6 protein-coding genes are annotated in these 23,815 nt (G+C 72.6%); all 6 read left to right on the forward strand.

All coding sequences use genetic code 11. The annotated features are described in order from the left end of the window. Nucleotides 1-101 precede the first annotated feature (101 nt). The 6 genes from ACIQE0_RS00460 to ACIQE0_RS00485 all read left to right on the forward strand — a co-directional run bounded on the left by ACIQE0_RS00460 (nucleotide 102) and on the right by ACIQE0_RS00485 (nucleotide 23,759). Complete coding sequence (locus ACIQE0_RS00460; protein WP_402327971.1) at nucleotides 102-371, forward strand: hypothetical protein; 270 nt, start codon at nucleotides 102-104, stop codon at nucleotides 369-371. Continuing rightward, a complete protein-coding gene (locus tag ACIQE0_RS00465) occupies nucleotides 364-990 on the forward strand; it encodes a DUF6879 family protein (protein ID WP_402327973.1) in 627 nt (208 codons plus the stop codon). The genes ACIQE0_RS00460 and ACIQE0_RS00465 overlap by 8 nt, the downstream gene beginning before the upstream one ends. A 208-nt stretch (nucleotides 991-1,198) precedes the next feature. Then, nucleotides 1,199-1,573: a hypothetical protein gene (locus ACIQE0_RS00470; RefSeq protein WP_366330131.1), complete on the forward strand. Its 375-nt coding sequence runs from the start codon at nucleotides 1,199-1,201 to the stop codon at nucleotides 1,571-1,573. Between the two features lie 417 nt (nucleotides 1,574-1,990). After that, nucleotides 1,991-10,246 (forward strand): amino acid adenylation domain-containing protein, encoded by an 8,256-nt coding sequence (locus tag ACIQE0_RS00475; RefSeq protein ID WP_402327975.1) that lies wholly within the window; start codon nucleotides 1,991-1,993, stop codon nucleotides 10,244-10,246. Between the two features lie 47 nt (nucleotides 10,247-10,293). Continuing rightward, nucleotides 10,294-18,126: an amino acid adenylation domain-containing protein gene (locus ACIQE0_RS00480; protein WP_402327977.1), complete on the forward strand. Its 7,833-nt coding sequence runs from the start codon at nucleotides 10,294-10,296 to the stop codon at nucleotides 18,124-18,126. Next, nucleotides 18,126-23,759 (forward strand): amino acid adenylation domain-containing protein, encoded by a 5,634-nt coding sequence (locus ACIQE0_RS00485; RefSeq protein ID WP_402327979.1) that lies wholly within the window; start codon nucleotides 18,126-18,128, stop codon nucleotides 23,757-23,759. Before ACIQE0_RS00480 ends, ACIQE0_RS00485 begins: the two co-directional genes overlap by 1 nt. Nucleotides 23,760-23,815 lie beyond the last annotated feature (56 nt).

Here is a 23,815-nt window from a genome sequence, read left to right on the forward strand (position 1 = left end):
CGGAGTCCGCTTTTCCTGGACGGCTCGGTGTTTGCTACTGGTCGCCCGCACGTTCGGACGCTAGGGTGGAAACGTTTCGGATCATTTGAGGAGGTGGGGTTATGGCCAGGCCGTGGGAAGCCGACCCGACGACGCGTTTCAAACGACGTCTAGGGAAATCCCCGCAAGAATTAGGGGTCACCACTGACGACCCTGACTGCCCAGACGTCTGGGAGCTTGAGAACGGAGATGTCGCCATCATCGGCAGGGACCTCACGGATACGCTCGGGAAGGCACTTCCGGCGGGTGTGTCGGTCGGCGATGACGAGCGTCTCGTGGTCATTCCGAGGAGCATGATGATCGCCGCGAAGTCGGATATCCCCAGTGTTTGAGTCGTTCCAGCGCGGCACCTCAGAGCATCTGGACCGGCCGACGTACCACCAGGACTTTCGGCACCACTACGAGAACGGCATCCGCTTCCTGCGGAAGCTTGAGCGGGGGCAGAGCTTCAAGGAGCGAGGATTCCCCAGCTGGGAGGCTTTCGCCGCCGGCGAGTGGAGCGAAGCGCTCTCCCTGATCGAGGAGAAGCGTGCCATCTATACCGCGCAGTTCCAGAAGGCCGCCGATCTCGGGATTCTCGGGCGCCGGCTCCGCGTGGTCGAATTCCCCGTCACCCCGTACGTCCAGTGGGAGTTGTTCGTGCTCCGGCTGCGCGTGCAACTGGGCGACAATATTCGCGTGATGGATTCCCGCCGCATCGCGGAGCTCGAAACCGATCACCTTGTTCCCGAAGTCGTGATCCTCGGCGACGAGGTCATGTATGAGGTGGTCTACGACGACGACGGGAACGCGGCGGGAGCCAATCGGATCGCGGACCGGGCGGCGATCGAGGAAACCTCCGCGGGCTTTGACGCGCTTTACCGCCAGGGTGAAGATTTCATGGAGTTCTTCGACCGGGACATCGCGGAGCTCGACCCTCCGGTGGTCGGCCAGCGCGTGGGAAGTTGCTGACCTGGGGCAGACGACTCCGCTGCGGAAAACGGTGGCAGGTGGCCGGCGATGCGATCGCCGGCCACCTGCCGCGCTGCGTCGTGGCCGGTTTGTCGCGCCGGTCGCCCTGAGGGCGGGAACTCTGCGGTCCGTCATGCCACGATGGCTGCCGCGGCGGGCCGTTGCGGCCCTCGGCATCGGGTGCCAAGTGCTACGGGGAGGACACGGAGTGTCGGCTCTGGGGGAACTGAAACTGGCCGTCGACGGGCCGGACGGAGAGGCCCAACTGCGGTCTCTCCAGCAGTGGTTGGCGTCGGACGACGCGCTGCGCGGCCGGGTGCGGTGCGCTGACGCCCCGCCGCAGCCCGGCCATATGGGCAGCTCCCTGGAGGTGCTGACCGTGGTGCTCGGGTCGGGCGGGATCGCCGGGCTGGTCGCGCCGTTGTGCACCTGGCTGACCAGTCGGCGCCCCGATGTCGCGGTCAGTATCGAACGCGCCGACGGCCGCAAGGTCAGCGTGGACGTCAAGCGGGCCACCGACCCGCAGGCCGTGCTGCGCGAGGCGCAGTCGCTGTTCGACTCGCTCGACGGACCGGGCGAATGACCGGGCGAATGACCGGCCGCTGAGCTCCCGGCGGGGCTGCCGGTCGGGGCACCGGGGCGGGGACTCCGGCCATTGAGCGCCGGAGTCGGTGCGGGAGCGGCCACCGGCGCGGGGCGGCCATCGGCGCGGGAGCGGCCACCGGCACGGGGGAGACCGCCGGCGCGGGCCGGTGAGCGGTCCCTGCCGGTTGCCCCGGCGTCGTGCGGCCCGAACCCTCGTCGCGCCGTGCCCCGGAAGGGGCGTCGGAGGGGGATATGCGGCGGGCCCCGCGTGCGAAAGGGCTTCAATAACGCACCGAAATCCGCCCTGCATAGCCTCCCGCTACGAGCCTTGAGTGTGTACCAGGCCACACGGCTCCGCAGACGTCGCAATGCCGAGAGCACGAGCCCTTCGTCGGGCCACGAGGAGTTCCGGAAGATGAGCGGTTCCAAGACTGCGGGTGCGGCAGCGTCCGGCACCGAGAAGCTCTGCGGGGGCGTCCCGGCGCACTGGCAGGGCCAGTCGCAGGCGATCCCTGAACTCAGACTTCCCGAACTCGTCGAGGCGCAGGTGCGGCGCACTCCCGACGCCGTCGCCGCGACCTTCCGCGACGAGCACCTCACCTACCGCGAGTTGAACGAGCGGGCCAACCGGCTGGCCAGGCTGCTGGTGGCCCAAGGCGCCGGCCCCGAGCGGATCGTCGGCGTGATGATGCCGCGCTCGCTGCACCAGATCGTCTCGCTGGTGGCCGTGGCCAAGTCCGGTGCCGCCTACCTCCCGGTGGACATCGAGTACCCGGCCGAGCGGATCGCCTACATGCTCGGCCACTCCGACCCGATCTGCCTGCTCACCACGGCGGACGCGCCGGCCGCCGCCGGACTGGAAGACCGCCTGGTCCTGCTGGACGACCCGGCGGTGGCCGAGGCGCTGCGCGGACTCCCGGCGGGCGACCTCACGGACGCCGAGCGGATCGCGCCGCTGCACCTGGCCAACCCGGCCTATGTCACCTACACCTCGGGCTCCACCGGAACGCCCAAGGCCGTGACGATCGAGCACCGTTCCCTGGCCGACTACCTCGCCTGGGCACGCAAGGACTACCCGAGCCTGGGCCCGGGCGGCACCTCGCTGTGGCACTCGCCGGTCTCCTTCGACATGACCGTCACCGAGCTGTGGGGCCCCCTGGTGTCCGGTGGCCGGGTGCTGGCCGCCGCGCTGGAGGAGGACGCCTTCGCCGACTCCGTCTCCTGCACGTTCATGAAGGCGACCCCCAGCCACCTGCCGATGCTCAACCTGCTGCCGGACGGCTACTCGCCCACCGGCGAACTCATGCTCGGCGGGGAGGCCCTGCTCGGCGCCGCGCTGGAGGAATGGCGCCGCCGCCACCCCGAAGCCACCGTCATCAACGTCTACGGACCGTCCGAAATCACCGTCAACATGGCGGAGTTCAGACTGGCGCCCGGACTGCCGACCCCTGAGGGCGTGCTGCCGCTCGGCCGGCTGATGGACAACATGCGCGGCTACGTCCTGGACGACCGGCTGCGCCCGGTGCCGCCCGGCGTGACCGGCGAGCTGTACATCGCGGGCCCCGGACTGGCGCGCGGCTACTTCAAGCGGCCCGCGCTGTCCGCCGAGCGGTTCGTCGCCGACCCGTTCGGCGCGCCGGGCGACCGGATGTACCGCTCGGGCGACCTGGCGCAGTGGCAGGAGGACGGGCAGCTGGTGTTCCGCGGCCGCGCCGACCACCAGGTCAAGGTCCGCGGTTTCCGGGTCGAACCGGGGGAGATCGAGGCCGTGCTCACCCGGCATGCGCAGGTCTCCCGCGCGATCGTGCTGGTGCGCGAGGACCGGCCCGGCGACCAGCGGATCGTCGCCTATGTCAGCACCGCGGAGGGCGCCGCCGCACCGGACGCCGCCGCCTTGCGGGCGCATGCCGCGGAGGTCGTGCCGTGGTACATGGTGCCGTCGGCGTTCGTCGTGGTCGAGGAGTGGCCGCTGACGCCGAACGCCAAGGTCGACCGCAAGGCGCTGCCCGCCCCGGAGTACACCACCGGCACGGGCCGCGCCCCCCGCACTCCCGCGGAGGAGGCCCTGTGCGGTCTGACCTCCGAGGTGCTCGGCCTGGACGGGGTCGGCATCGACGACAACTTCTTCGAGCTGGGCGGCCATTCGCTGCTGGCCAACCGGCTGACCAGCCGGATCCGCGCCGCCTTCGACGTCGAACTGCCGATGAGCGCGGTGTTCGAAGCGCCGACCGTGGCCGAACTGGCCGCCCGGGTGGCCGACGCGGGGACGGCGCGTGCCGCGCTGGCGCCGATGGCGCGGCCCGCGCGGCTGCCGCTCTCGCTCGCCCAGCAGCGACTGTGGTTCCTGTACCAGCTGGAGGGCGCGAGCCCCACCTACAACGTGCCGGTCGCGATCCGGCTGACCGGTGACCTGGACCGTACGGCCCTGGAAGCGGCCCTGGCCGACGTGGTGGAGCGGCATGAGGCGCTGCGCACCCGCTTCGCGGCGGAGAACGGCGATCCCCACCAGGTGATCCTGGACGGTGAACAGGCCCGTCCGACGGTCGAGTTCGTCGAGCCGGGCGGTCAGGGAGAGCTGGCGGCGGCGCTGGCCGAGCAGGTCGCGCACGGCTTCGACCTCACCGCCGGAGTGCCCCTGAAGGTCACGCTCTACCGGGTGTCCGACCGCGAGCATCTGCTCCTGGTCCTGCTGCACCACATCATCACCGACGGCTGGTCCAGGGACCCGCTCACCCGCGACCTGTCCGCCGCCTACCGCGCCCGCGCCACTGGCCGGGCACCTGCCTGGCAGCCGCTCCCCGTCCAGTACGCGGACTACGCCCTCTGGCAGCGGGACGTGCTCGGCGACGAACGCGACCCCGACAGCAACCTCGCGCGTCAACTCGCCTTCTGGAAGCAGGAGTTGGCGGGATCGCCCGAGCTGCTGGAGCTGCCGTCGGACCGTCCCCGGCCGGCCCGCGCCAGTCACCGGGGCGCGGTCACCCGCTTCGCCGTCGGCGCGGAACTCCACGCACGGCTGGTGGAGTTCTCCCGTGCCTGCGATGCCACGGTGTTCATGGTGCTCCAGGCCGGGCTCGCTGCCCTGCTGTCGCGCCTGGGCGCCGGGACCGACATCCCCATCGGCACCGCGGTGGCCGGACGCTCGGACGAGGCGCTGGACGATCTGGTCGGCTTCTTCGTCAACACCCTGGTGCTGCGCACCGACGTCTCGGGCGACCCCACCTTCCGCGAACTGCTCGCCCGGGTACGCGAGAGCGACCTGGCCGCCTACGCCCACCAGGACACCCCCTTCGAGCGGATCGTGGAGGCCGTCAACCCGGTGCGGTCGCTCTCCCACGCGCCGATCTTCCAGACCATGCTGACGTCCCAGAACACCCCCGAGGACGGCCTGGCGCTGCCCGGACTGGACGCGGCGACGGAGGGCGTGGCCAAGCCCGCCGTCCAGTTCGACCTCTCCTTCCACACCAAGGAGAAGGCGGACCAGGACGGTGCGCCCACGGGCATCGACGGGATGCTGGAGTACGCCACCGACCTCTTCGACCGCGCCACGGTCGATGCGCTGACCGCCCGATTGGTACGACTGCTCGACGAGGCCACCGCCCAACCGGACGTGTCTGTCGGCGCGTTGGAGATCCTGACCGAACAGGAACGCCGGCAGGCACTGGTGGAGTGGCAGGGCCGGCCGCACGCGCTGTCGGGCGAGACGCTGCCCGCCCTCATCGAGCGACAGGCCCGGCGCGTGCCCACCGCCCCGGCGGTCGTCCACGGCGACACCAGCCTCACCTACGCCGAACTGAACGAGCGGGCCAACCGACTTGCCCGGCTCCTGGTGGAGCGCGGCGTCGGCCCGGAGCGGTATGTCGCGGTGGCCCTTCCGCGGTCGGTGGACCTGGTGGTGACGCTACTGGCCGTCACCAAGGCCGGCGGCGCCTATCTCCCGCTGGACCCGTCCTATCCCGCGGACCGGCTGGGATTCATGCTGCAGGACGTGGCACCCGTCCTGATCGTCACCGCACAGGGCGTGCTCGACCACGTCCCCGCGCCCTGCCCGGTGCTCGCCCTCGACGCCCCGGAGACCGCCGCCGGGCTACCCGAGCGGGACGCCACGGACCTCACCGACGCCGACCGCCACAGCCCGCTGCTGCTGGACAACGCGGTCTTCGTCATCTTCACCTCCGGCTCCACCGGCCGGCCCAAGGGCGTCACCGTGCAGCACCGCTCGCTGGACGCCTACCTCAGCTGGACCCGGGACGCCTACCCCGGCGTCGCCGGACGGGCCCTGGTGCACTCCCCGGTCGCCTTCGACCTCACCGCGACCGGCCTGTTCGCCCCGCTGACCTCCGGCGGCTGCGTCGAACTGGTCGGACTCGACGGCCGCGCCCCGGCGACGGACGACCGGCCGCGCCCCACGTTCGTCAAGGCCACCCCCAGCCACCTGCCGCTGCTCATCGAACTGCCCGCCCAGTTCTCGCCCGAGGAGCAACTGGTGCTCGGCGGCGAGTCGCTGATGGGCGAGGTGCTGGACGAGTGGCGGGGACAGCACCCCGGCGCCACCGTCATCAACGAGTACGGCCCCACGGAGACCACCGTCGGCTGCTCCGAGTTCCGCATCGAACCGGGCGACACCGTCCCGGCGGGCGTGGTCACCATCGGCCGGCCGATCTGGAACACCCAGATGTACGTGCTCGACGCCCGGCTTCGCCCGGTCCCCACCGGCAGCCCCGGCGAGGTGTACATCGCCGGCGACCTGGTGACCCGCGGCTACCACCGGCGACCGGACCTCACCGCGGGCCGCTTCGTCGCCAACCCCTACGGCCCGCCCGGCAGCCGGATGTACCGCTCGGGCGATATCGCCCGGTGGCGGGCGGACGGCCGGATGGAGTTCCTCGCGCGCGTCGACGACCAGGTCAAACTGCGGGGCTTCCGGATCGAACTGGGCGAGATCGAGGGCATCATCGGGGCGCATCCGCGGGTCGCCCAGGTCGCCGTGATCGTCCGCGAGGACCAGCCCGGCGACCGGCGACTGGTCGGCTACGCCGTCCCCGCCCCCGGCCAGAGCCTCGACTCCGCCGCACTCCGCCGCCACGCGGCCGCACAGCTGCCCGACTATATGGTGCCCGCGGTCTTCGTCCTCCTCGACGCCCTCCCGCTGACCGTGAACCGCAAGCTGGACCGCAAGGCACTCCCCGTGCCCGACTACGGAGCGACGAGCGGCACCGGCCGCGCACCGCGCACCGCGCAGGAGGAGATCCTGTGCGGCGCCTTCGCCGACGTCCTGGGCCTGCCGCGGGTGGGCGTGGACGACAACTTCTTCACGCTGGGCGGGCATTCACTGCTGGTCACCCGCCTCATCGCCGGTATCCGCCGCACGCTGGGGACGGAGCTGTCGATCCGGTCGGTGTTCGAGGCGCCGACGGTCGCGCAGCTGGCCGCGCGACTGGGCGACGCGACCGCGACCGCCCCGCCACTGGTGGCGGCCGCCCGCCCCGAGCGACTGCCACTGTCCCACTCCCAGCAGCGACTGTGGTTCCTCCACCAGGTGGAGGGCCCCAGCCCCACCTACAACGTGCCCGTCGCCGTCCGGCTGACCGGTGACCTGGACCGTGCTGCCCTGGCGGCGGCCGTCGCCGATGTGGTGGGGCGCCATGAGGTGCTGCGCACGCGCTTCGTGGAGCGGGACGGCGAACCGTGCCAGATGGTGCTGAACGGTGAAGAGGCCGCTCCGGAGGTTGAGTTGGTGGAGCTCGGAGGTGGTGCGGAGCAGCTGGCGGAGGCGCTGGCCGACCGGGCCGCGTTCGGATTCGACCTCGCGGCCGGCGTGCCGGTGAAGGTCACGCTCTTCCGGGTCGCCGAGCGCGAGCACGTCCTGCTGATCCTGCTGCACCACATCGCCAGTGACGGTTGGTCGATGGGTCCGCTGTCGCGGGACCTGTCCGCGGCGTACACGGCGCGTGCCGCGGGTCGGGCGCCTGACTGGCGGGCGCTGCCGGTGCAGTACGCGGACTATGCCTTGTGGCAGCGGGAGGTGCTCGGCGACGAGGGCGACTCCGGCAGCGTCCTTGCGCAGCAACTCCACTTCTGGAAAAAGGAGTTGGCCGGGGCGCCGGAACTCCTCGAACTTCCCCTGGACCGCCCCCGCCCCGCGGTCGCCGGCCACCGCGGCGCGACCGTGGAACTGGCCCTGGACGCCGAACTGCACCGGGGACTGCTGTCCTTCGCCCAGAACTCGGGCGTCACGCTGTTCATGGTGCTGCACACGGCGGTGGCCGTGCTGCTGTCCCGGATGGGGGCCGGTACCGACATCCCCATCGGCACCGCGGTGGCCGGACGCTCGGACGAGGCGCTGGACGATCTGGTCGGCTTCTTCGTCAACACCGTGGTCCTGCGCACCGATGTCTCCGGCAACCCCACCTTCCGCGAACTGCTCGGCCGGGTGCGCGAGACCGACCTGGCCGCCTACGCCCACCAGGACGTGCCGTTCGAGCGGGTCGTGGACGCCGCGGGGGTGACCCGGGTGCTCTCCCACACCCCGTTCTTCCAGGTCGCGCTGAATCTGGAGGACGGCACCGCCATCACGCCCGCCATGCCCGGGCTCCAGGTGCGGCCCGAGCCGATCGGCGCCCAGGGCGCCAAGTCCGAGCTGGTCTTCGGCCTGAGCGAGCGGCGCACCGCCACCGGTGAGCCCGCGGGACTCACGGGTGAACTCGTCTACGCCACCGACCTCTTCGAGCACCGCAGCGCCGAGGCCCTCGCCGAACGCCTGGTCCGCATGGTGCGGACCCTCGTGGCCGACCCCGATCGTGCGGTGGGCGAGGTGGAGATCCTCACGGCGGGGGAGCGGCAGCAGCTGCTGAACGGCCGTAATGCCACTGGATGTTCGGTTCCTGGGTTGACGATGCCGGAGTTGTTCGCGGCGCAGGTGGCTCGTACGCCGGAGGCGGAGGCGGTGGTCTTCGAGGACACCGTGGTGTCGTATCGGGAGCTTGATGAGCGTGCCAATCGGTTGGCTCGGTTGCTCATCGGGCGTGGGGTGGGGCCTGAGCGGTTGGTGGCTCTGGCGATGCCTCGGTCGGCGGACATGGTGGTGGCGGCGGTTGCGATTCACAAGGCCGGTGGTGCGTATCTGCCCATCGACCCTGACTATCCGGCGGACCGTATCGCCTACATGCTCGACGACGCCGACCCGACCTGCATCATCACGACCAGTGGGGTCGACCTCCCCGCTACCAGTCACCCGCGTGTCCTGCTGGACGGCACCGAGGCGACGACTGGCGATCTCCCCACCGGTCCGGTCCAGGACGGCGAGCGGATGGCGCCGCTGGAGCTGCACCACCCGGCGTATGTGATCTACACGTCGGGTTCCACGGGCCGTCCGAAGGGCGTGATCGTCACTCACACCGGTATCGCCTCGCTCGCCGAAGCGCACACCCGCCATCTCGACGTCCAACCGGGCTCGTGCATCCTGCAGTTCGCCTCCCTCAGCTTCGACGCCGCCACGTGGGAGCTGATCATGGCCCTCACGCACGGTGCGACGCTGGTGATGGCGCCTCCTGCCCGGCTGGCGATGGGGGAGCCGCTGACGAAGCTGCTCACCGAACAGCGGGTGACGCATGCGACGTTGCCCCCTGCGGTGCTCGGTGTGCTGCCGGCCGGGGGTCTGCCGGAGGGTATGACGTTGGTGGTGGCGGGGGAGGCTTGTCCGCCGGAGCAGGTGGGTCGGTGGTCGGTGGGGCGGCGCATGATCAATGCGTACGGTCCGACCGAGGCGACGGTCTGCGCGACGATGAGTGAGCCGCTGGCCGGTGCGGTCACGCCGCCGATGGGTGACCCCATCGCCAACGCCCAGGTCTATGTCTTGGATGCTGCTCTGCGTCCCGTGGCTCCGGGGGTGCCTGGCGAGCTGTACACCACCGGTCCCGGGCTGGCCCGCGGCTATCTCAACCGTCCTGACCTGACCGCGGAACGGTTCATCGCCAACCCCTACGGCGCCCCGGGCTCGCGTCTCTACCGCACGGGCGACCTCGTCCGCTGGGCGGCGGACGGCAGTCTGGAGTACCTCGGTCGCACCGACAACCAGGTCAAGATCCGCGGCCACCGCATCGAACTCGGCGAGATCGAAGCCGTCCTCACGGCCGCTCCGCAGATCGTCCGGGCGATGGTGCTGATGCGCCAGGACCGTCCCGGGGACCAGCAGATCGTGGCCTATGTCGAGGCGCAGACCGGCGCGTCCGGGGCGGCGCAGCTCGTCGAGGAGCTGCACGCGCGGTGCACCGAGCGGCTGCCCGGCTTCATGGTGCCGTCCGCGATCGTGCCGGTCGAGGACTGGCCGCTGACGCCGAACGGGAAGGTGGACCGCAAGGCCCTGCCGGCCCCCGACCAGCCGACCGGGTCCGCCGACGGCCGGGCGCCGCGTACGCCGCAGGAGGAGAAACTCTGCGCGATCTTCGCGGAGTTGCTGGGCGTGACCGGGGTGACCATCGACGACAGCTTCTTCCGGCTGGGCGGCCATTCGCTGCTGGTGACCCGTTTGATCAGTCGGGTGCGGTCGGCCCTGGGCGCGGAACTTCCGGTCCGCGCGGTCTTCGAGAGGCCCACCGTCGCCGGACTGGCCGAGGAGATCGGCACGGCCCGCCGGGCGGTGCCCGCACTCCGCCGTATGCGCAGCTCCTGACCCCTACTCGCACCCGCTCGCCTTCAGTTCCAAGAGGAGTTCCGCCCATGTACCCGTTGTCGTTCGCGCAGCGGCGGCTGTGGTTCGCTTTCCAGGTGGAGGGCCCCAGCCCGACCTACAACATCCCGATCGCGATCAGACTGACCGGCGACCTGGACCGTACGGCCCTGGCAGCGGCCGTCGCCGATGTGGTGGAACGGCACGAGGTACTGCGCACCCGCTTCACCGAGCAGGACGGCGAGCCCTGCCAGGTGATCCTGGACGCCGAACAGGACCGGCCCGCGGTCGAGTTCGTGGAGCTGGACGGCCCGGAGCGGTTGGCGGAGGTGCTGGCCGAGCGGGCCGGGTACGGGTTCGATCTCGCGGCCGGGGTGCCGGTGCGGCTCACGCTCTTCCGGGCCGCCGCGCGTGAGCATGTGCTGCTGATCCTGCTGCATCACATTGCGGGGGACGGCTGGTCGATGGGTCCGCTGTCGCGGGACCTGTCCGTCGCGTACACGGCGCGCATCGCGAGCCAGGCACCGGACTGGGAGCCGCTGCCGGTGCAGTACGCCGACTACGCCCTGTGGCAGCGCGAGGTCCTGGGTGAGGAGAGCGATCCCGGCAGCGTCCTCTCCCAGCAGCTGGACTTCTGGCGGACGGAGCTGGCCGGGGCGCCGGAACTCCTCGAACTCCCCCTGGACCGCGCCCGCCCGTCCGCCGCCAGTCACCGCGGCGCCGCGGTGCGCTTCGCCCTGGACGCCGAACTCCACGCGCGCATAGCGGAGTTGGCTGAGGCGAGCCAGGTCACGGTGTTCATGGTGCTTCAGGCCGGGCTCGCCGCCCTGCTGTCGCGCCTGGGCGCCGGTACCGACATCCCCATCGGTACGGCGGTGGCCGGACGTTCGGACGAGGCGTTGGAAGACCTGGTGGGCTTCTTCGTCAACACCGTCGTGCTGCGCACCGACGTCTCGGGCGACCCCACCTTCCGGGCACTGCTCGCCCGGGTCCGCGAGACCGACCTGGCCGCCTTCAGCCACCAGGACCTCCCGTTCGAACGCGTGGTGGAGGCGGTCAACCCGGTCCGGTCGCTGTCCCACGCGCCCGTCTTCCAGACGCTGCTGTCCTTGCAGAGCGCGTCGGAGGGCGGGTTCACCATGCCGGGCCTGGAGGTCGCCGTCAGCGACCTGGACACCGGCGTCGCCAAGGTCGACCTCACCTTCTCCCTGCGGGAGCGGCACACGCCCCGGGGCGGCCAGGCAGGCATCGAGGGCGAAGTGCAGTACGCCACCGACCTGTTCACACAGGAGACCGCACAGGCACTGGCCGACCGGCTGGTGCGCCTGCTGAGCGCCGCGGTGACGGATCCGGACCGCCGGGTCGGGCAGGTGGAGATCCTCGCGGCGGCGGAGCGGGCACAGCTCCTCACCGGCTGGAACGACACCGCCCGCGACGGCGCCGCCCGTACGATGCCGGCGCTCGTCGAGGCGCGGGTGTCGGCCGCGCCCGACGCGCCGGCCCTGACGTACCGGGGCCGGACGCTCAGCTACCGGGAAGTCGACCAGCGCGCCAACCGCCTGGCCCGGCTGCTGATCGCCCACGGCGTCGGCCCCGAGCACATCGTCGCGCTGGCGCTGCCGAAGTCCGCCGACATGGTGGTGGCGGCCCTGGCCGTCCAGAAGGCGGGCGGCGCCTATCTGCCGGTCGATCCGTCCTATCCGACGGACCGGATCGCCTACATGCTGGCGGATGCTGCGCCGACCTGCCTGGTGACCACCTCGACGACGGCCGCGAGCCTGCCCGCCGCGTCCTGCCCGCAGGTCGTACTGGACGACACCGCCGTCACCGCGCGGCTGGCGGAAGTCTCCGACGCCGCCGTGGACGACGGCGAGCGCTCCGCCCCGCTCGACGTCCACCACCCCGCCTACGTCATCTACACCTCGGGATCGACCGGCCGCCCCAAGGGCGTGGTCGTCACCCACCGCGGCCTGGGCGACCTGTCGGCGAGTGTGGCGGAGCGCTATCTCCTCGACCGGGACAGCCGGGTGCTGCAACTCGCCTCGCCCAGCTTCGACGCCTCGGTGCTGGAGACGGTCATGGCGCTGACCAACGGCGCCACGCTCGTGGTGCCGGACGGGCAGCAGCTGGCCGGTGCGGAACTGGCCCGGGTGCTGGCCGAGGAGCGGATCAGCCACACCCTGATGCTGCCCGCGGCGCTGGCCACCCTGCCCGCCGAGATCGAGCTGCCGCACCTGCGGACGCTGGCCACCGGCGCCGACAAGATCGGCACCGAACTGGCCGCCCGGTGGTCCCGGCGGCACCGCATGATCAACTCCTATGGCCCCACCGAGGCCACGGTCGTCGCCGCCATGAGCGACCCCCTGACCGGCGACGGCACCCCGCCGATCGGGGGCCCGGTCGTCAACGGGCGGATCCACGTCCTGGACAGCGCACTGCGCCCGGTGCCCACGGGAGTCGCCGGCGAGCTCTACACCGCCGGACCCGGCCTGGCCCGCGGCTACCTCGGACGCCCGGCACTGACCGCCGAACGCTTCGTCGCCGACCCCTACGGCCCGCCCGGCTCGCGGCTCTACCGCACCGGCGACGTGGTGCGCCGACGCGCCGACGGCACCCTGGAGTACCTCGGCCGCAGCGACAACCAGGTCAAGCTCCGCGGCTTCCGCATCGAACCGGGCGAGATCGAGGCCGCCCTGTCCCGAGCCGCCCATGTCACCGACGCACTGGTCATGGTCCGCGAAGACACGGCCACCGGGCAGCAGTTGGTGGGCTACGTCACCACCGACGGCACGGCCCCCGAACCCGCCGAGCTCCGCGCCCACCTCGCGACCGCACTGCCCGACTACATGGTCCCGGCCGCCTTCGTGGTGCTCGACGGCTGGCCGCTGACCCCCAACGGCAAGATCGATCGCAAGGCCCTGCCCGCCCCCTCGTTCGCCGGCACCACCGGCACCGGACGGGCTCCCCGCACGCCCCGCGAGGAGATCCTGGCCGGCGTCTACGCCGAGGTCCTCGGCCTGGACACCGTCACCGTCGACGACAACTTCTTCACCCTGGGCGGCCATTCCCTGCTGGCCACCCGGCTGACCAGCCGGATCCGCACCGCACTGGACGTCGAACTGTCCGTCCGGACGGTCTTCGAGGCGCCGACCGTCGCCGAGTTGGCCGCCCGGATCGCCGACGCGGGGACGGCTCGGGCCGCGCTGGCGCCGGTGGCGCGGCCGGACCGGCTGCCGCTGTCGTTCGCGCAGCGGCGGATGTGGTTCGCCTTCCAGGTGGAGGGCCCCAGCCCGACCTACAACATCCCGGTCGCCGTCCGGCTGACCGGTGACCTGGACCGTGTTGCCCTGGCGGCGGCCGTCGTCGATGTGGTGGGGCGCCATGAGGTGCTGCGCACGCGCTTCGAGGAGCGGGACGGTGAACCGTGCCAGGTGGTCCTGGACGCCGAACAGGACTGGCCCGCGGTCGAGTTCGTCGAGTTGGACGGTCCGGAGCGGTTGGCGGCGGTGCTGGCCGAGCGGGCCGCGTTCGGATTCGACCTCGCGGCCGGAGTGCCCGTGCGGTTCACGCTGTTCCGGGTCGGTGAGCGCGAGCACGTCCTGCTGACGCTGCTGCACCACATCGCCGGTGACGGTTGGTCGATGGGTCCGCTGTCGCGGGACCTGTCCGCGGCGTACGGGGCGCGTGTCGCGGGTCGGGCGCCTGACTGGCGGGCTCTGCCGGTGCAGTACGCGGACTATGCCTTGTGGCAGCGGGAGGTGCTCGGCGACGAGGGCGACTCCGGCAGCGTCGTTGCGCAGCAACTCGACTTCTGGAGAGAGGAGTTGAGCGGAGCACCGGAACTCCTCGAACTGCCGCTGGACCGTCCCCGCCCTGCGGTTGCCGGCTACCGCGGCGCCACCGCCCACTTCGCGCTGGACGCCGAACTCCACACCGGCATCACCGAGCTGGCCCGCGCCGGCGACGTCACCGTGTTCATGGTCCTCCAGGCCGCGCTCGCCGCCCTCCTGGCACGCATGGGGGCCGGTACCGACATCCCCCTCGGCACCGCGGTGGCCGGACGCACCGACGAGGCCCTGGAAGACCTGGTCGGCTTCTTCATCAACACCCTGGTCCTGCGCACCGACGTCTCCGGCAACCCCACCTTCCGCGAACTGCTCGACCGCGTCCGCGAGTCCGACCTGGCCGCCTACGCCCACCAGGACGTGCCGTTCGAGCGGGTCGTGGACGCGGCCGGCGTGACCCGCACGCTCTCCCACACCCCGTTCTTCCAGGTGTCCCTCAACCTGGAGGAGGGCGCGGCCGGTGCGCCGGGCATGCCCGGTCTCCAGTTGGAGACGGAACCGGTCGCCCTGGACGCCGCCAAGTCCGAGCTGGTCTTCGGCCTGCGCGAGCAGCGCACCGCCACCGGTGAACCCGCGGGCCTGGCCGGCGCGCTCACCTACGCCACCGACCTCTTCGAGCACCGCAGCGCCGAGGCCCTCGCCGAGCGCCTGGTCCGCATGGTGCGGACCCTCGTGGCCGACCCCGATCGTGCGGTGGGCGAGGTGGAGATCCTCACGGCGGGGGAGCGGCAGCAGCTGCTGAACGGCCGTAATGCCACTGGATGTTCGGTTCCTGGGTTGACGATGCCGGAGTTGTTCGCGGCGCAGGTGGCTCGTACGCCGGAGGCGGAGGCGGTGGTCTTCGAGGACACCGTGGTGTCCTACCGGGAGCTTGATGAGCGTGCCAATCGGTTGGCTCGGCTGCTCATCGGGCGTGGGGTGGGGCCTGAGCGGTTGGTGGCTCTGGCGATGCCTCGGTCGACGGACATGGTGGTGGCGGCGGTTGCCATTCACAAGGCCGGTGGTGCGTATCTGCCCATCGACCCTGACTATCCGGCGGACCGTATCGCCTACATGCTGGATGACGCCGACCCGACGTGCGTCATCACGACCAGTGGGGTCGACCTCCCCGCTACCAGTCACCCGCGCGTCCTGCTGGACGCCATCGAGGCGATGACTGGCGACCTTCCCGCCACCCCGATCGACAGCAGCGAACACAGGGCGCCGCTGGAGCTGCATCACCCGGCGTATGTGATCTACACGTCGGGTTCCACGGGCCGTCCGAAGGGCGTGATCGTCACCCATACCGGTATCGCCTCGCTCGCCGAAGCGCACACCCGCCATCTCGATGTCCAACCGGGCTCGCGCATCCTGCAGTTCGCCTCTCTCAGCTTCGACGCCGCCACATGGGAGCTGATCATGGCGCTCACGCACGGCGCGACGCTGGTGATGGCGCCCTCCGCTCGGATCGCGGCCGGCGGCGAGGAACTGGCAACGCTGCTCACCGAACAGCGGATCACCCACGCCACCCTGCCCCCTGCGGTGCTCGGGGTTCTCCCGCCCGCGGGTCTGCCGGAGGGCATGACGTTGGTGGTGGCGGGGGAGGCCTGTCCGCCGGAGCAGGTGGGCCGGTGGTCGGTGGGTCGGCGCATGATCAATGCGTACGGTCCGACCGAGGCGACGGTCTGCGCGACGATGAGCGGGCCGCTGGCCGGTGCGGTCACGCCGCCCATGGGTGACCCCATCGCCAACGCCCAGGTCTATGTCCTGGACGGCGGGCTGCGTCCCGTGGCTCCGGGGGTGCCTGGCGAGCTGTACACCACCGGTCCCGGGCTGGCCCGCGGCTATCTCAACCGTCCTGACCTGACCGCGGAGCGGTTCATCGCCAACCCCTACGGCGCCCCGGGCTCGCGTCTCTACCGCACGGGCGACCTCGTCCGCTGGGCGGCGGACGGCAGTCTGGAGTACCTCGGTCGCACCGACAACCAGGTCAAGATCCGCGGCCACCGCATCGAACTCGGCGAGATCGAGGCCGCGTTGTCCGCCGCCGAGGGCGTCGCCGACAGCCTGGTGGTGGCGCGGCAGGACGGTAGCGGCGGGCAGAAGGTGGTGGGTTATGTCACCGCCGCGGACGCCGTGGCGCCCGAGCCGGCCGACCTCCGTGCGCGGCTCGCCGCCGGGCTTCCCGACTACATGGTTCCGGCCGCCGTCGTCGTCCTGGACCGCTGGCCGCTGACCCCCAACGGCAAGATCGACCACAGGGCGCTGCCCGAGCCCGCCTTCACCGGCCGCACCGGCGGGCGAGCACCCCGCACCCCCTGGGAAGAGACCCTGGTCGCAGTGTTCGCCGAGGTCCTCGGCCTGGACGGCGTCACCGTCGACGACAGCTTCTTCGAGCTGGGCGGGGACAGCATCAGTTCGATGCGGGTGGTGTCCCAGGCCCGGGAGAACGGGCTGACGCTGACGGTGCAGCAGGTCTTCCAACACCGTACGGTCGCCGAACTGGCTGAGGTCGCCACCGAGGTCTCCGGTGCGGCACCGGCCGCGGCGGACGACGGGGTGGGCGCCTTCCCGCTGACCCCGATCATGCACTGGCTGCGCGAACTGGACGGCCCGGTATCGGGCTTCAACCAGTCGGTGGCGGTCTGCGTTCCGGCGGATGCCGACCTGGCGCGGCTGACCGCGGCGGCGCAGGGGTGGCTGGACCACCACGACATGCTGCGGCTGCGGATGACGACCGGTCAGGACGGTGCCTGGCAGCCGGTCGTGGCCCCGCGCGGCGCCGTGGCCGCCGGTTCGGTGCTGCACCGGGTGGATGTCGCGGGGCTGCCGCGCCGGGCACGGGACGCGGCCATGGCCGAGGAGGGGGAGCGGGCGCGGCGGCGGCTGTCCCCGGAGGACGGGTCGGTGGTGCAGCTGGTCTGGTACGACGCCGGGCCGGAGGCGGCCGGGCTGGTGCAGATCGTGGCGCACCACCTGGCCGTGGACGGGGTGTCGTGGCACATCCTGGTGCCGGACCTGCGGGAGGCCTGGGAGGCGGCGGTCGCCGGGCGCGAGCCGAAGTTCGCCCCGGTGGGGACCTCCTTCCGGGCGTGGGCGCAGCGGCTGTCCGCGGCCGCGCGGGAACCGGAGTGGGAGGCGGGTCTGGAACTGTGGACCCGGATCGCCACCGGTGCCTCGGAGGGCGAAGCCCCGTTGGGCGCACGGGCGTTGGACCCCCGGCGCGACACCGCGGACACGGTGCGGAACCTGGAGCTGAGCCTCCCCCCGGAGCGCGTCGAGCCGCTGCTGACGAGCGTGCCGGCGGCGTTCCACGCCACGGTGGGCGATGTGCTGCTGAGCGGGTTCGCGCTGGCCGCCCGCGAGTGGCGCCGGCGGCGCGGCGCGGCGGCGGACGGCGTCCTGGTCGATCTGGAGGGGCACGGCCGTGAGGACATCGTGCCCGGCGCCGAACTCTCCGCCACGGCGGGCTGGTTCACCAGTCTCTATCCGGTGCGGCTGACGCCCGCCGTCGCGGACTGGGACGAGGTCCGGGCGGGCGGCCCGGCGGTCGGCGAGTCGCTCAAGGCGGTCAAGGAGCAGCTGCGGGCGCTGCCCGGCAACGGGGTGGGCTACGGCATGCTGCGGCACCTCAACCCGCGCACCGGCCCGACGCTCGCCCAACACCCCGCCCCGCAGATCGGGTTCAACTACCTCGGCCGGTTCGAGGCGACAGGCGAGGCGGCGGCCGGGGCCGCCCGGCCGTGGACGATGGTCAGCGGCCTCCCGTCACCCGTACCGCGGGACGGCGGAATGCCGCTGGCGCACGCGCTCGAAGTCAACGCGGTCACCCAGGACCTCCCGGGTGGGCCGCAGCTGCGGGCCACCTGGTCCTGGGCCGGCGGAATCCTGCCGGAAGCGGACGTCCGGGAGCTGGCCGAGCTGTGGTTCGCCGCCCTGGACGCCCTGACCGCCCACACGCAGGGGACCGGCGCCGGTGGCCACAGCCCCTCCGATCTCTCCCTCGGTCTCTCCCAAGAGGAGATCGACGAACTCGAAGCCGAACTGAGGATGCTCTGATGAACCGGCCCGCACTCGAAGACGTGCTGCCGCTGACCCCGCTCCAAGAGGGCATGTTCTTCCACTCCCTCTACGACCGCGACGGGGTCGACGTCTACAACACGCAGATGGTCCTCAACCTGGAGGGCCCCCTGCGGGCGGCGATGCTCAAGACCGCCGCGACGGCCCTGCTCCGCCGCCACCCCAACCTGCGCGCCGGCTTCCGGCAGCGCAAGAACGGGCAGGCGATGCAGGTGATCCACCGCGAGGTGCCGCTGCCGTGGGAGGAGATCGACCTCACCGCCGGCCCCGCGGACCTTGACGCGCGCCTGGAGGAGCTGCTGGCCGCGGACCGGACCCGCCGCTTCCCGCTCGACCAGCCGCCCCTGCTGCGCTTCACCCTCCTGCGGCTGGGCCCGGAGCAGCACCGGCTGGTGATGACCAGCCACCACATGCTGCTGGACGGGTGGTCGGCCCCGGTGCTGATCCGCGAGCTGTTCACGCTGTACGAGGGGAACGGCGACGACGCGGCGCTGACCCGGCCGGTACCGCACCGCACCTACTTCGACTGGCTGGCGCAGCGGGACGGGGCCGCGTCCGAGCGGGCGTGGCGGGAGGCGCTGGACGGCCTGCCGGGTCCCACGCTGGCGTTCCCCGCGGACCCGGCCCGGGTGCCCGCCGTGCCCGCCCGGGTGCGGACCACCCTGCCCGCCGCGTTCGGGGCGGACCTCGACGCGCTGGTGCGCGAGCGCGGCCTGACCGTGAACCACCTGGTCCAGGGGGCCTGGGCGATGGTGCTCGGCCGGCTCACCGGCCGGGACGACGTGGTGTTCGGAACGCTGGTCTCCGGCCGCCCGCCGGAGATACCCGGTATCGCGACGATGATCGGGATGTTCATCAACACCATCCCGGTGCGGGTGCAGTTGGACCCCACCGCGTCGGTGCTCAAGAACCTCGACCGGCTGCGCCGGGAACAGGCCGACCTGCTCCCGTACCACCACGTGGGGCTGGGGAGCGTCCAGCGCACGGCCGGGCTGGGGGACCTCTTCGACACCTTCGTGGTGTTCGAGAACTACCCGGACGACGCGGCGGCCCGCCCGTCGTACGCCGGTGTGCGGGTCGGCGTGGCCACCGGGCACGACGCCGCGCACTACCCGCTGCGGGTCATCGCGGGACTGGCCGGGCAGCGGCTGGTGATCGAGCTCGAATACCAGCCGGACCTGGTCGAGCAGGACGAGGCGGAGGCGGTGCTCACCGCGCTCACCACGGTGATCAACGGGGTGGTGGCCGCCCCGGAGAGCAGCGCGGCGGACCTCGCGTTCACCCTGCCGTCCGCCTTCCGCCGTCTCCCGGCGGCCGCTCCTGCGCAGGAGGCGGCCGACGGCGGTGGCGCGCCCGCCGCGACGGGCCCGCAGGCACCGCAGACCCCGGTGGAGGAGATCCTCTGCGGTCTCTACGAGAAGGTGCTCGGCCGGCCGTGCCGCTCGGTGGACGAGAGCTTCTTCGAGCTGGGCGGCCAGTCGCTGACCGCGATCCGGCTGCTCAGCCAGGTCCGGGCCGCCTTCGGCGTGGAGCTGTCGGTGCGCACGGTCTTCGAGGCGCCGACGGTCGCCGGGCTGGCCGCGCGGCTGACCGGGGCGGACACCGCCCGGCCGCCGCTGGTGGCGGGGGAGCGGCCCGAACTGCTCCCGATGTCCTACGCCCAGCGCGGACTGTGGTTCGCCTTCCGGCTGCACGGCCCCAGCACCACCTACAACAACCCGCTGCCGCTGCGGCTCTCCGGCGAGCTGGACCGCGCCGCGCTCACCGCCGCGCTCGCGGACCTGGTGGAGCGGCACGAGGTGCTGCGGACCCGGTTCGCCGAGATCGCCGGACAGCCCTGCCAGATCGTGCTCAGCGGGCCCGAGGCGCAGGTACGGCCGCAGTACGTCGAGCTGGCGGGGGAGGAGGCGCTGCCGGCCGCGCTGGCGCGGGCGGCGGACCACGCCTTCGACCTGGCCGCCGAACCGCCCCTGCGGGCAACCCTGTTCCGGGTCTCCGAGCACGAGCACGTGCTCTATCTGCTGACGCACCACATCGCCAGCGACGGCTGGTCGATGGCGCCCCTGGCCCGGGACCTCTCGACGGCCTACCGGGCGCGGAGCGCCGGCCGGGCCCCGCAGTGGCAGCCGCTGCCGGTGCAGTACGCGGACTACGCGCTGTGGCAGCGGGAGCTGCTGGGCGCCGAGTCCGACCCCGGCAGCGTCGCCGCACGCCAACTCGACTACTGGAAGCAGCAGTTGGCGGACGTCCCGGAGCTGCTGGAACTGCCCCTGGACCACCCCCGCCCGGCGGTGGCCAGCCAGCGCGGCGCCACCGCGCGCTTCACGCTCGACGCCGCACTGCACGCCCGGATCGCCGAGCTGGCCAGGCAGTCCGACGCCACCGCGTTCATGGTCGTCCAGGCGGCGCTGGCCGCGCTGCTGTCGCGGCTGGGCGCGGGCGCCGACATCCCCGTCGGCGCGGTGCTGGCCGGCCGCACCGACGGGGCGCTGGACGGCCTCATCGGATTCTTCGTCAACACCCTGGTGCTGCGCACCGACGTGTCGGGCGACCCCAGCTTCCGTGAACTGCTCGCCCGCGTACGGGAGACGGCCCTGGGCGCCTACGCCCACCAGGACCTGCCCTTCGAGCGGATCGTGGAGGCCGTCAACCCCGGCCGTTCCCTCTCGCACGCCCCGCTCACCCAGATCACCCTGGTCTTCCAGAACAACGAACGCGGCTCGCTGGACCTGCCCGGCGTGCGGGTCTCCGTCGAGGGCGAGGCCGGCGGCGCCGCTCGCGTGGACCTCGCGTTCAACCTGGCGGAGAGCCACACCGAACAGGGCGCCCCGGCGGGCATCGACGGCCTCGTGGAGTACGCCGCCGACCTCTTCGAGCCCGGCACCGTGGCACTGCTCGCCGAACGGCTGGCCCGGCTGCTGGCCGCCGCCACCGCCGACCCCGGCGCACCGGTCTCCGGGCTGGAGATCCTCTCCGCCGACGAGCGGCGCGCCCTGCTCCAGGACGAGCCCCCGGCCGGCGGGGCGGCACCGGCCGGCACCTTCCCCGAACTGTTCGAGGCACAGGTGCGGCGCACCCCGCAGCACCCCGCGGTGGAATCCGGCGACCGGTCTTCGACCTACGCCGAACTCAACGAGCGGGCCAACCGGTTGGCCCGGCAGCTCGTCGCCCGCGGCATCGGCCCCGAGCAGTACGTGGCGGTGGCCCTGCCCCGCTCGGCGCAGCTGCTGGAGGGCGTGCTCGCGGTCATGAAGTCCGGGGCGGGATACCTGCCGCTGGACCCGGACTACCCGGCCGAGCGGCTGACCGCGATGCTGGCGGACAGCGCGCCCGCACTGCTGCTGACCACCCGGCAGCTGGCGGACCGGGTCCCGCACGTCGACGGACTGGCCGTGCTCGCGGTGGACGAGCCGGGCACCGCCGCCGAACGGGCCGCGCTGCCCGGCACGGACCTCGGCGACGCCGACCGCACGGCCCCGCTGCGGGTGACCCACCCGGCGTACGTGATCTTCACCTCGGGCTCCACCGGCCGCCCCAAGGGCGTCGTGGTCAGCCACGCCGGGATCGGCGCGCTCGCCGCCAACCAGTCCGCGCACTACGGCGTGCGCCCCGAGAGCCGGGTGCTCCAGTGCGCCTCGCCGAGCTTCGACGTCTCGGTCGCGGAGTTCTGCCTGGCCCTGCTGTCCGGCGCGTGCCTGGTCGTGCCCGAGCGCACCCCGGCCGGCCCGGAGCTCGCCGCCGTCCTCGCCGAACGGCACATCACCCACCTGCTGATCGTCCCGTCGGCACTGGCCCAGGTGCCCCGGGTCGACCTGCCCGCACTGCGCACGGTGATCACCGGCGCGGAGGTCCTCTCGCCCGAACTGGCCGAGTTCTGGGGCCGAAACCGGCTGCTGATCAACGCCTACGGGCCCACCGAGGCCACCTGCGACGTGAGCTGCGTGCCGCGGCTGGTCCCCGACGCCTCGGAGGCGTCGGTCATCGGCCGGCCCATCGCCGGCAACCGGATGTACGTCCTGGACCGGGCGCTGCGACCGGTCCCGCCAGGCACCGAGGGCGAGTTGTACGTCTCCGGCGAGGGGCTGGCCCGCGGCTACCTGGTCGCCCCCGGCATGACCTCGGAGCGCTTCGTCGCCGACCCGTTCGGCGGCCCGGGCGCCCGGATGTACCGGACCGGCGACCTGGCGGCCTGGCGCGCCGACGGGCAGTTGCAGTTCCGCGGCCGGGCGGACACCCAGGTGAAGGTGCGGGGATTCCGCGTCGAGCCGGGCGAGGTCGAGGCCGCGGTCGCGCGGCTCGCCGGCGTCGAGCGGGCGGTGGTGATGGTCCGCGAGGACCGGCCCGGTGACCAGCGCCTGGTCGCCTACGTCCAACCGGCGTCCGACGCCGCGGAATTGGACCCCAGGGTGCTGCGGAACGAGGTCGCCGAGCGGCTGCCCGCCTACATGGTGCCCAGCGCCTTCGTCGTCGTGGCCCAGTGGCCGCTGACCCCCAACGGCAAGCTGGACCGCCGGGCGCTGCCCGCACCCGCGGCGCCGGCCGGCGGGGACTACCGGCCGCCGCGCTCGCCGCAGGAGGAGCTGATCTGCCGGCTCTTCGGCGAGGTGCTCGGCGTGGCGCGGGTCGGGGTGGACGACAACTTCTTCGAGCTGGGCGGACACTCCCTGCTCGCCACCGCGTTGGTGCACCGGCTCGGCCAGGCCCTGGGCCGGCCGCTGGAGCTGCGCGACGTCTTCGCCGCACCGACCCCGGCCCGGCTCGGCGAACAGCTCGACGGGGACGGCAGCAGCGCCTTCGAGGTGATCCTGCCGCTGCGCACCACCGGCAGCGCCGCGCCGCTGTTCTGCGTCCACCCGATCGCCGGCTTCAGCTGGCGGTACTCGACGCTGCTCAGCGGGCTGAGCGCGGACCACCCGGTGTACGGGGTGCAGGCCCGCGGCCTGGACGGCACGACGCCGCTGCCCGGCTCCATGGCCGAACTGGCCGCGGACTACGCCCGGCAGATCCGCACCGTGCAACCCGAGGGCCCGTACCACCTCCTCGGCTGGTCGCTGGGCGGGATGATGGCGCACGCGGTGGCCACCGCGCTGGAGGCGGACGGTCAGGAGATCGGCCTGCTCGCGGTGCTGGACACCTCACCGCCCGAGGACGGCGGCAAGGGCACCGGCACCCCCGAGGAGATCCTTGCCCAGATGTACGAGGGCTACGGCGGGATCTACGGCATCCCGGACGGCGCCCCCGCGGCCCCCACCCCCGACCAGATGCGCGCCCAGATCGTCGAGTGGTACGGGGAGGGCAACAGCGAACTGCGGTACCTCGGCCGCGAACACCGGGCCGCCGCGCTGGAGGTGAGCATCAACAACGCCTGGCTGGCCGCCGACCGCAAGCCCGGACTGCTCCGCTCGGACCTGCTGCTGGTGCTGGCGACGCGCAACCGTCTGGAGGCGGTGGTGCCCGAGGCGTGGGAGGAGTTCGTGGCCGGCCGGATCGAGCGGGTCGAAGTGGACTGCGCGCACGCCGAGATGATGGAGCCGGGGCCGGCCGCCGAGATCGCCGGGATCCTCGCGCCCCGGATCCGGCGGACGTCCCCGCCCCCCGCGCCGACCGGCTGAGCCCCGCGGGCGGTGCGGGGGAGGCCGTCCGGCCACCCCCGCACCACCGGCGGACC

This window comes from Streptomyces sp. NPDC093097 (assembly GCF_044754325.1).
Lineage (GTDB): Bacteria > Actinomycetota > Actinomycetes > Streptomycetales > Streptomycetaceae > Streptomyces.

Excerpts from the sequence above, each read along its gene's own strand:
- ACIQE0_RS00460 (WP_402327971.1), top strand. The coding sequence starts at position 102 with ATGGCCAGGCCGTGGGAAGCCGACCCGACGACGCGTTTCAAACGACGT.
- ACIQE0_RS00475 (WP_402327975.1), top strand. The coding sequence starts at position 1,991 with ATGAGCGGTTCCAAGACTGCGGGTGCGGCAGCGTCCGGCACCGAGAAG.
- ACIQE0_RS00480 (WP_402327977.1), top strand. The coding sequence starts at position 10,294 with ATGTACCCGTTGTCGTTCGCGCAGCGGCGGCTGTGGTTCGCTTTCCAG.
- ACIQE0_RS00485 (WP_402327979.1), top strand. The coding sequence starts at position 18,126 with ATGAACCGGCCCGCACTCGAAGACGTGCTGCCGCTGACCCCGCTCCAA.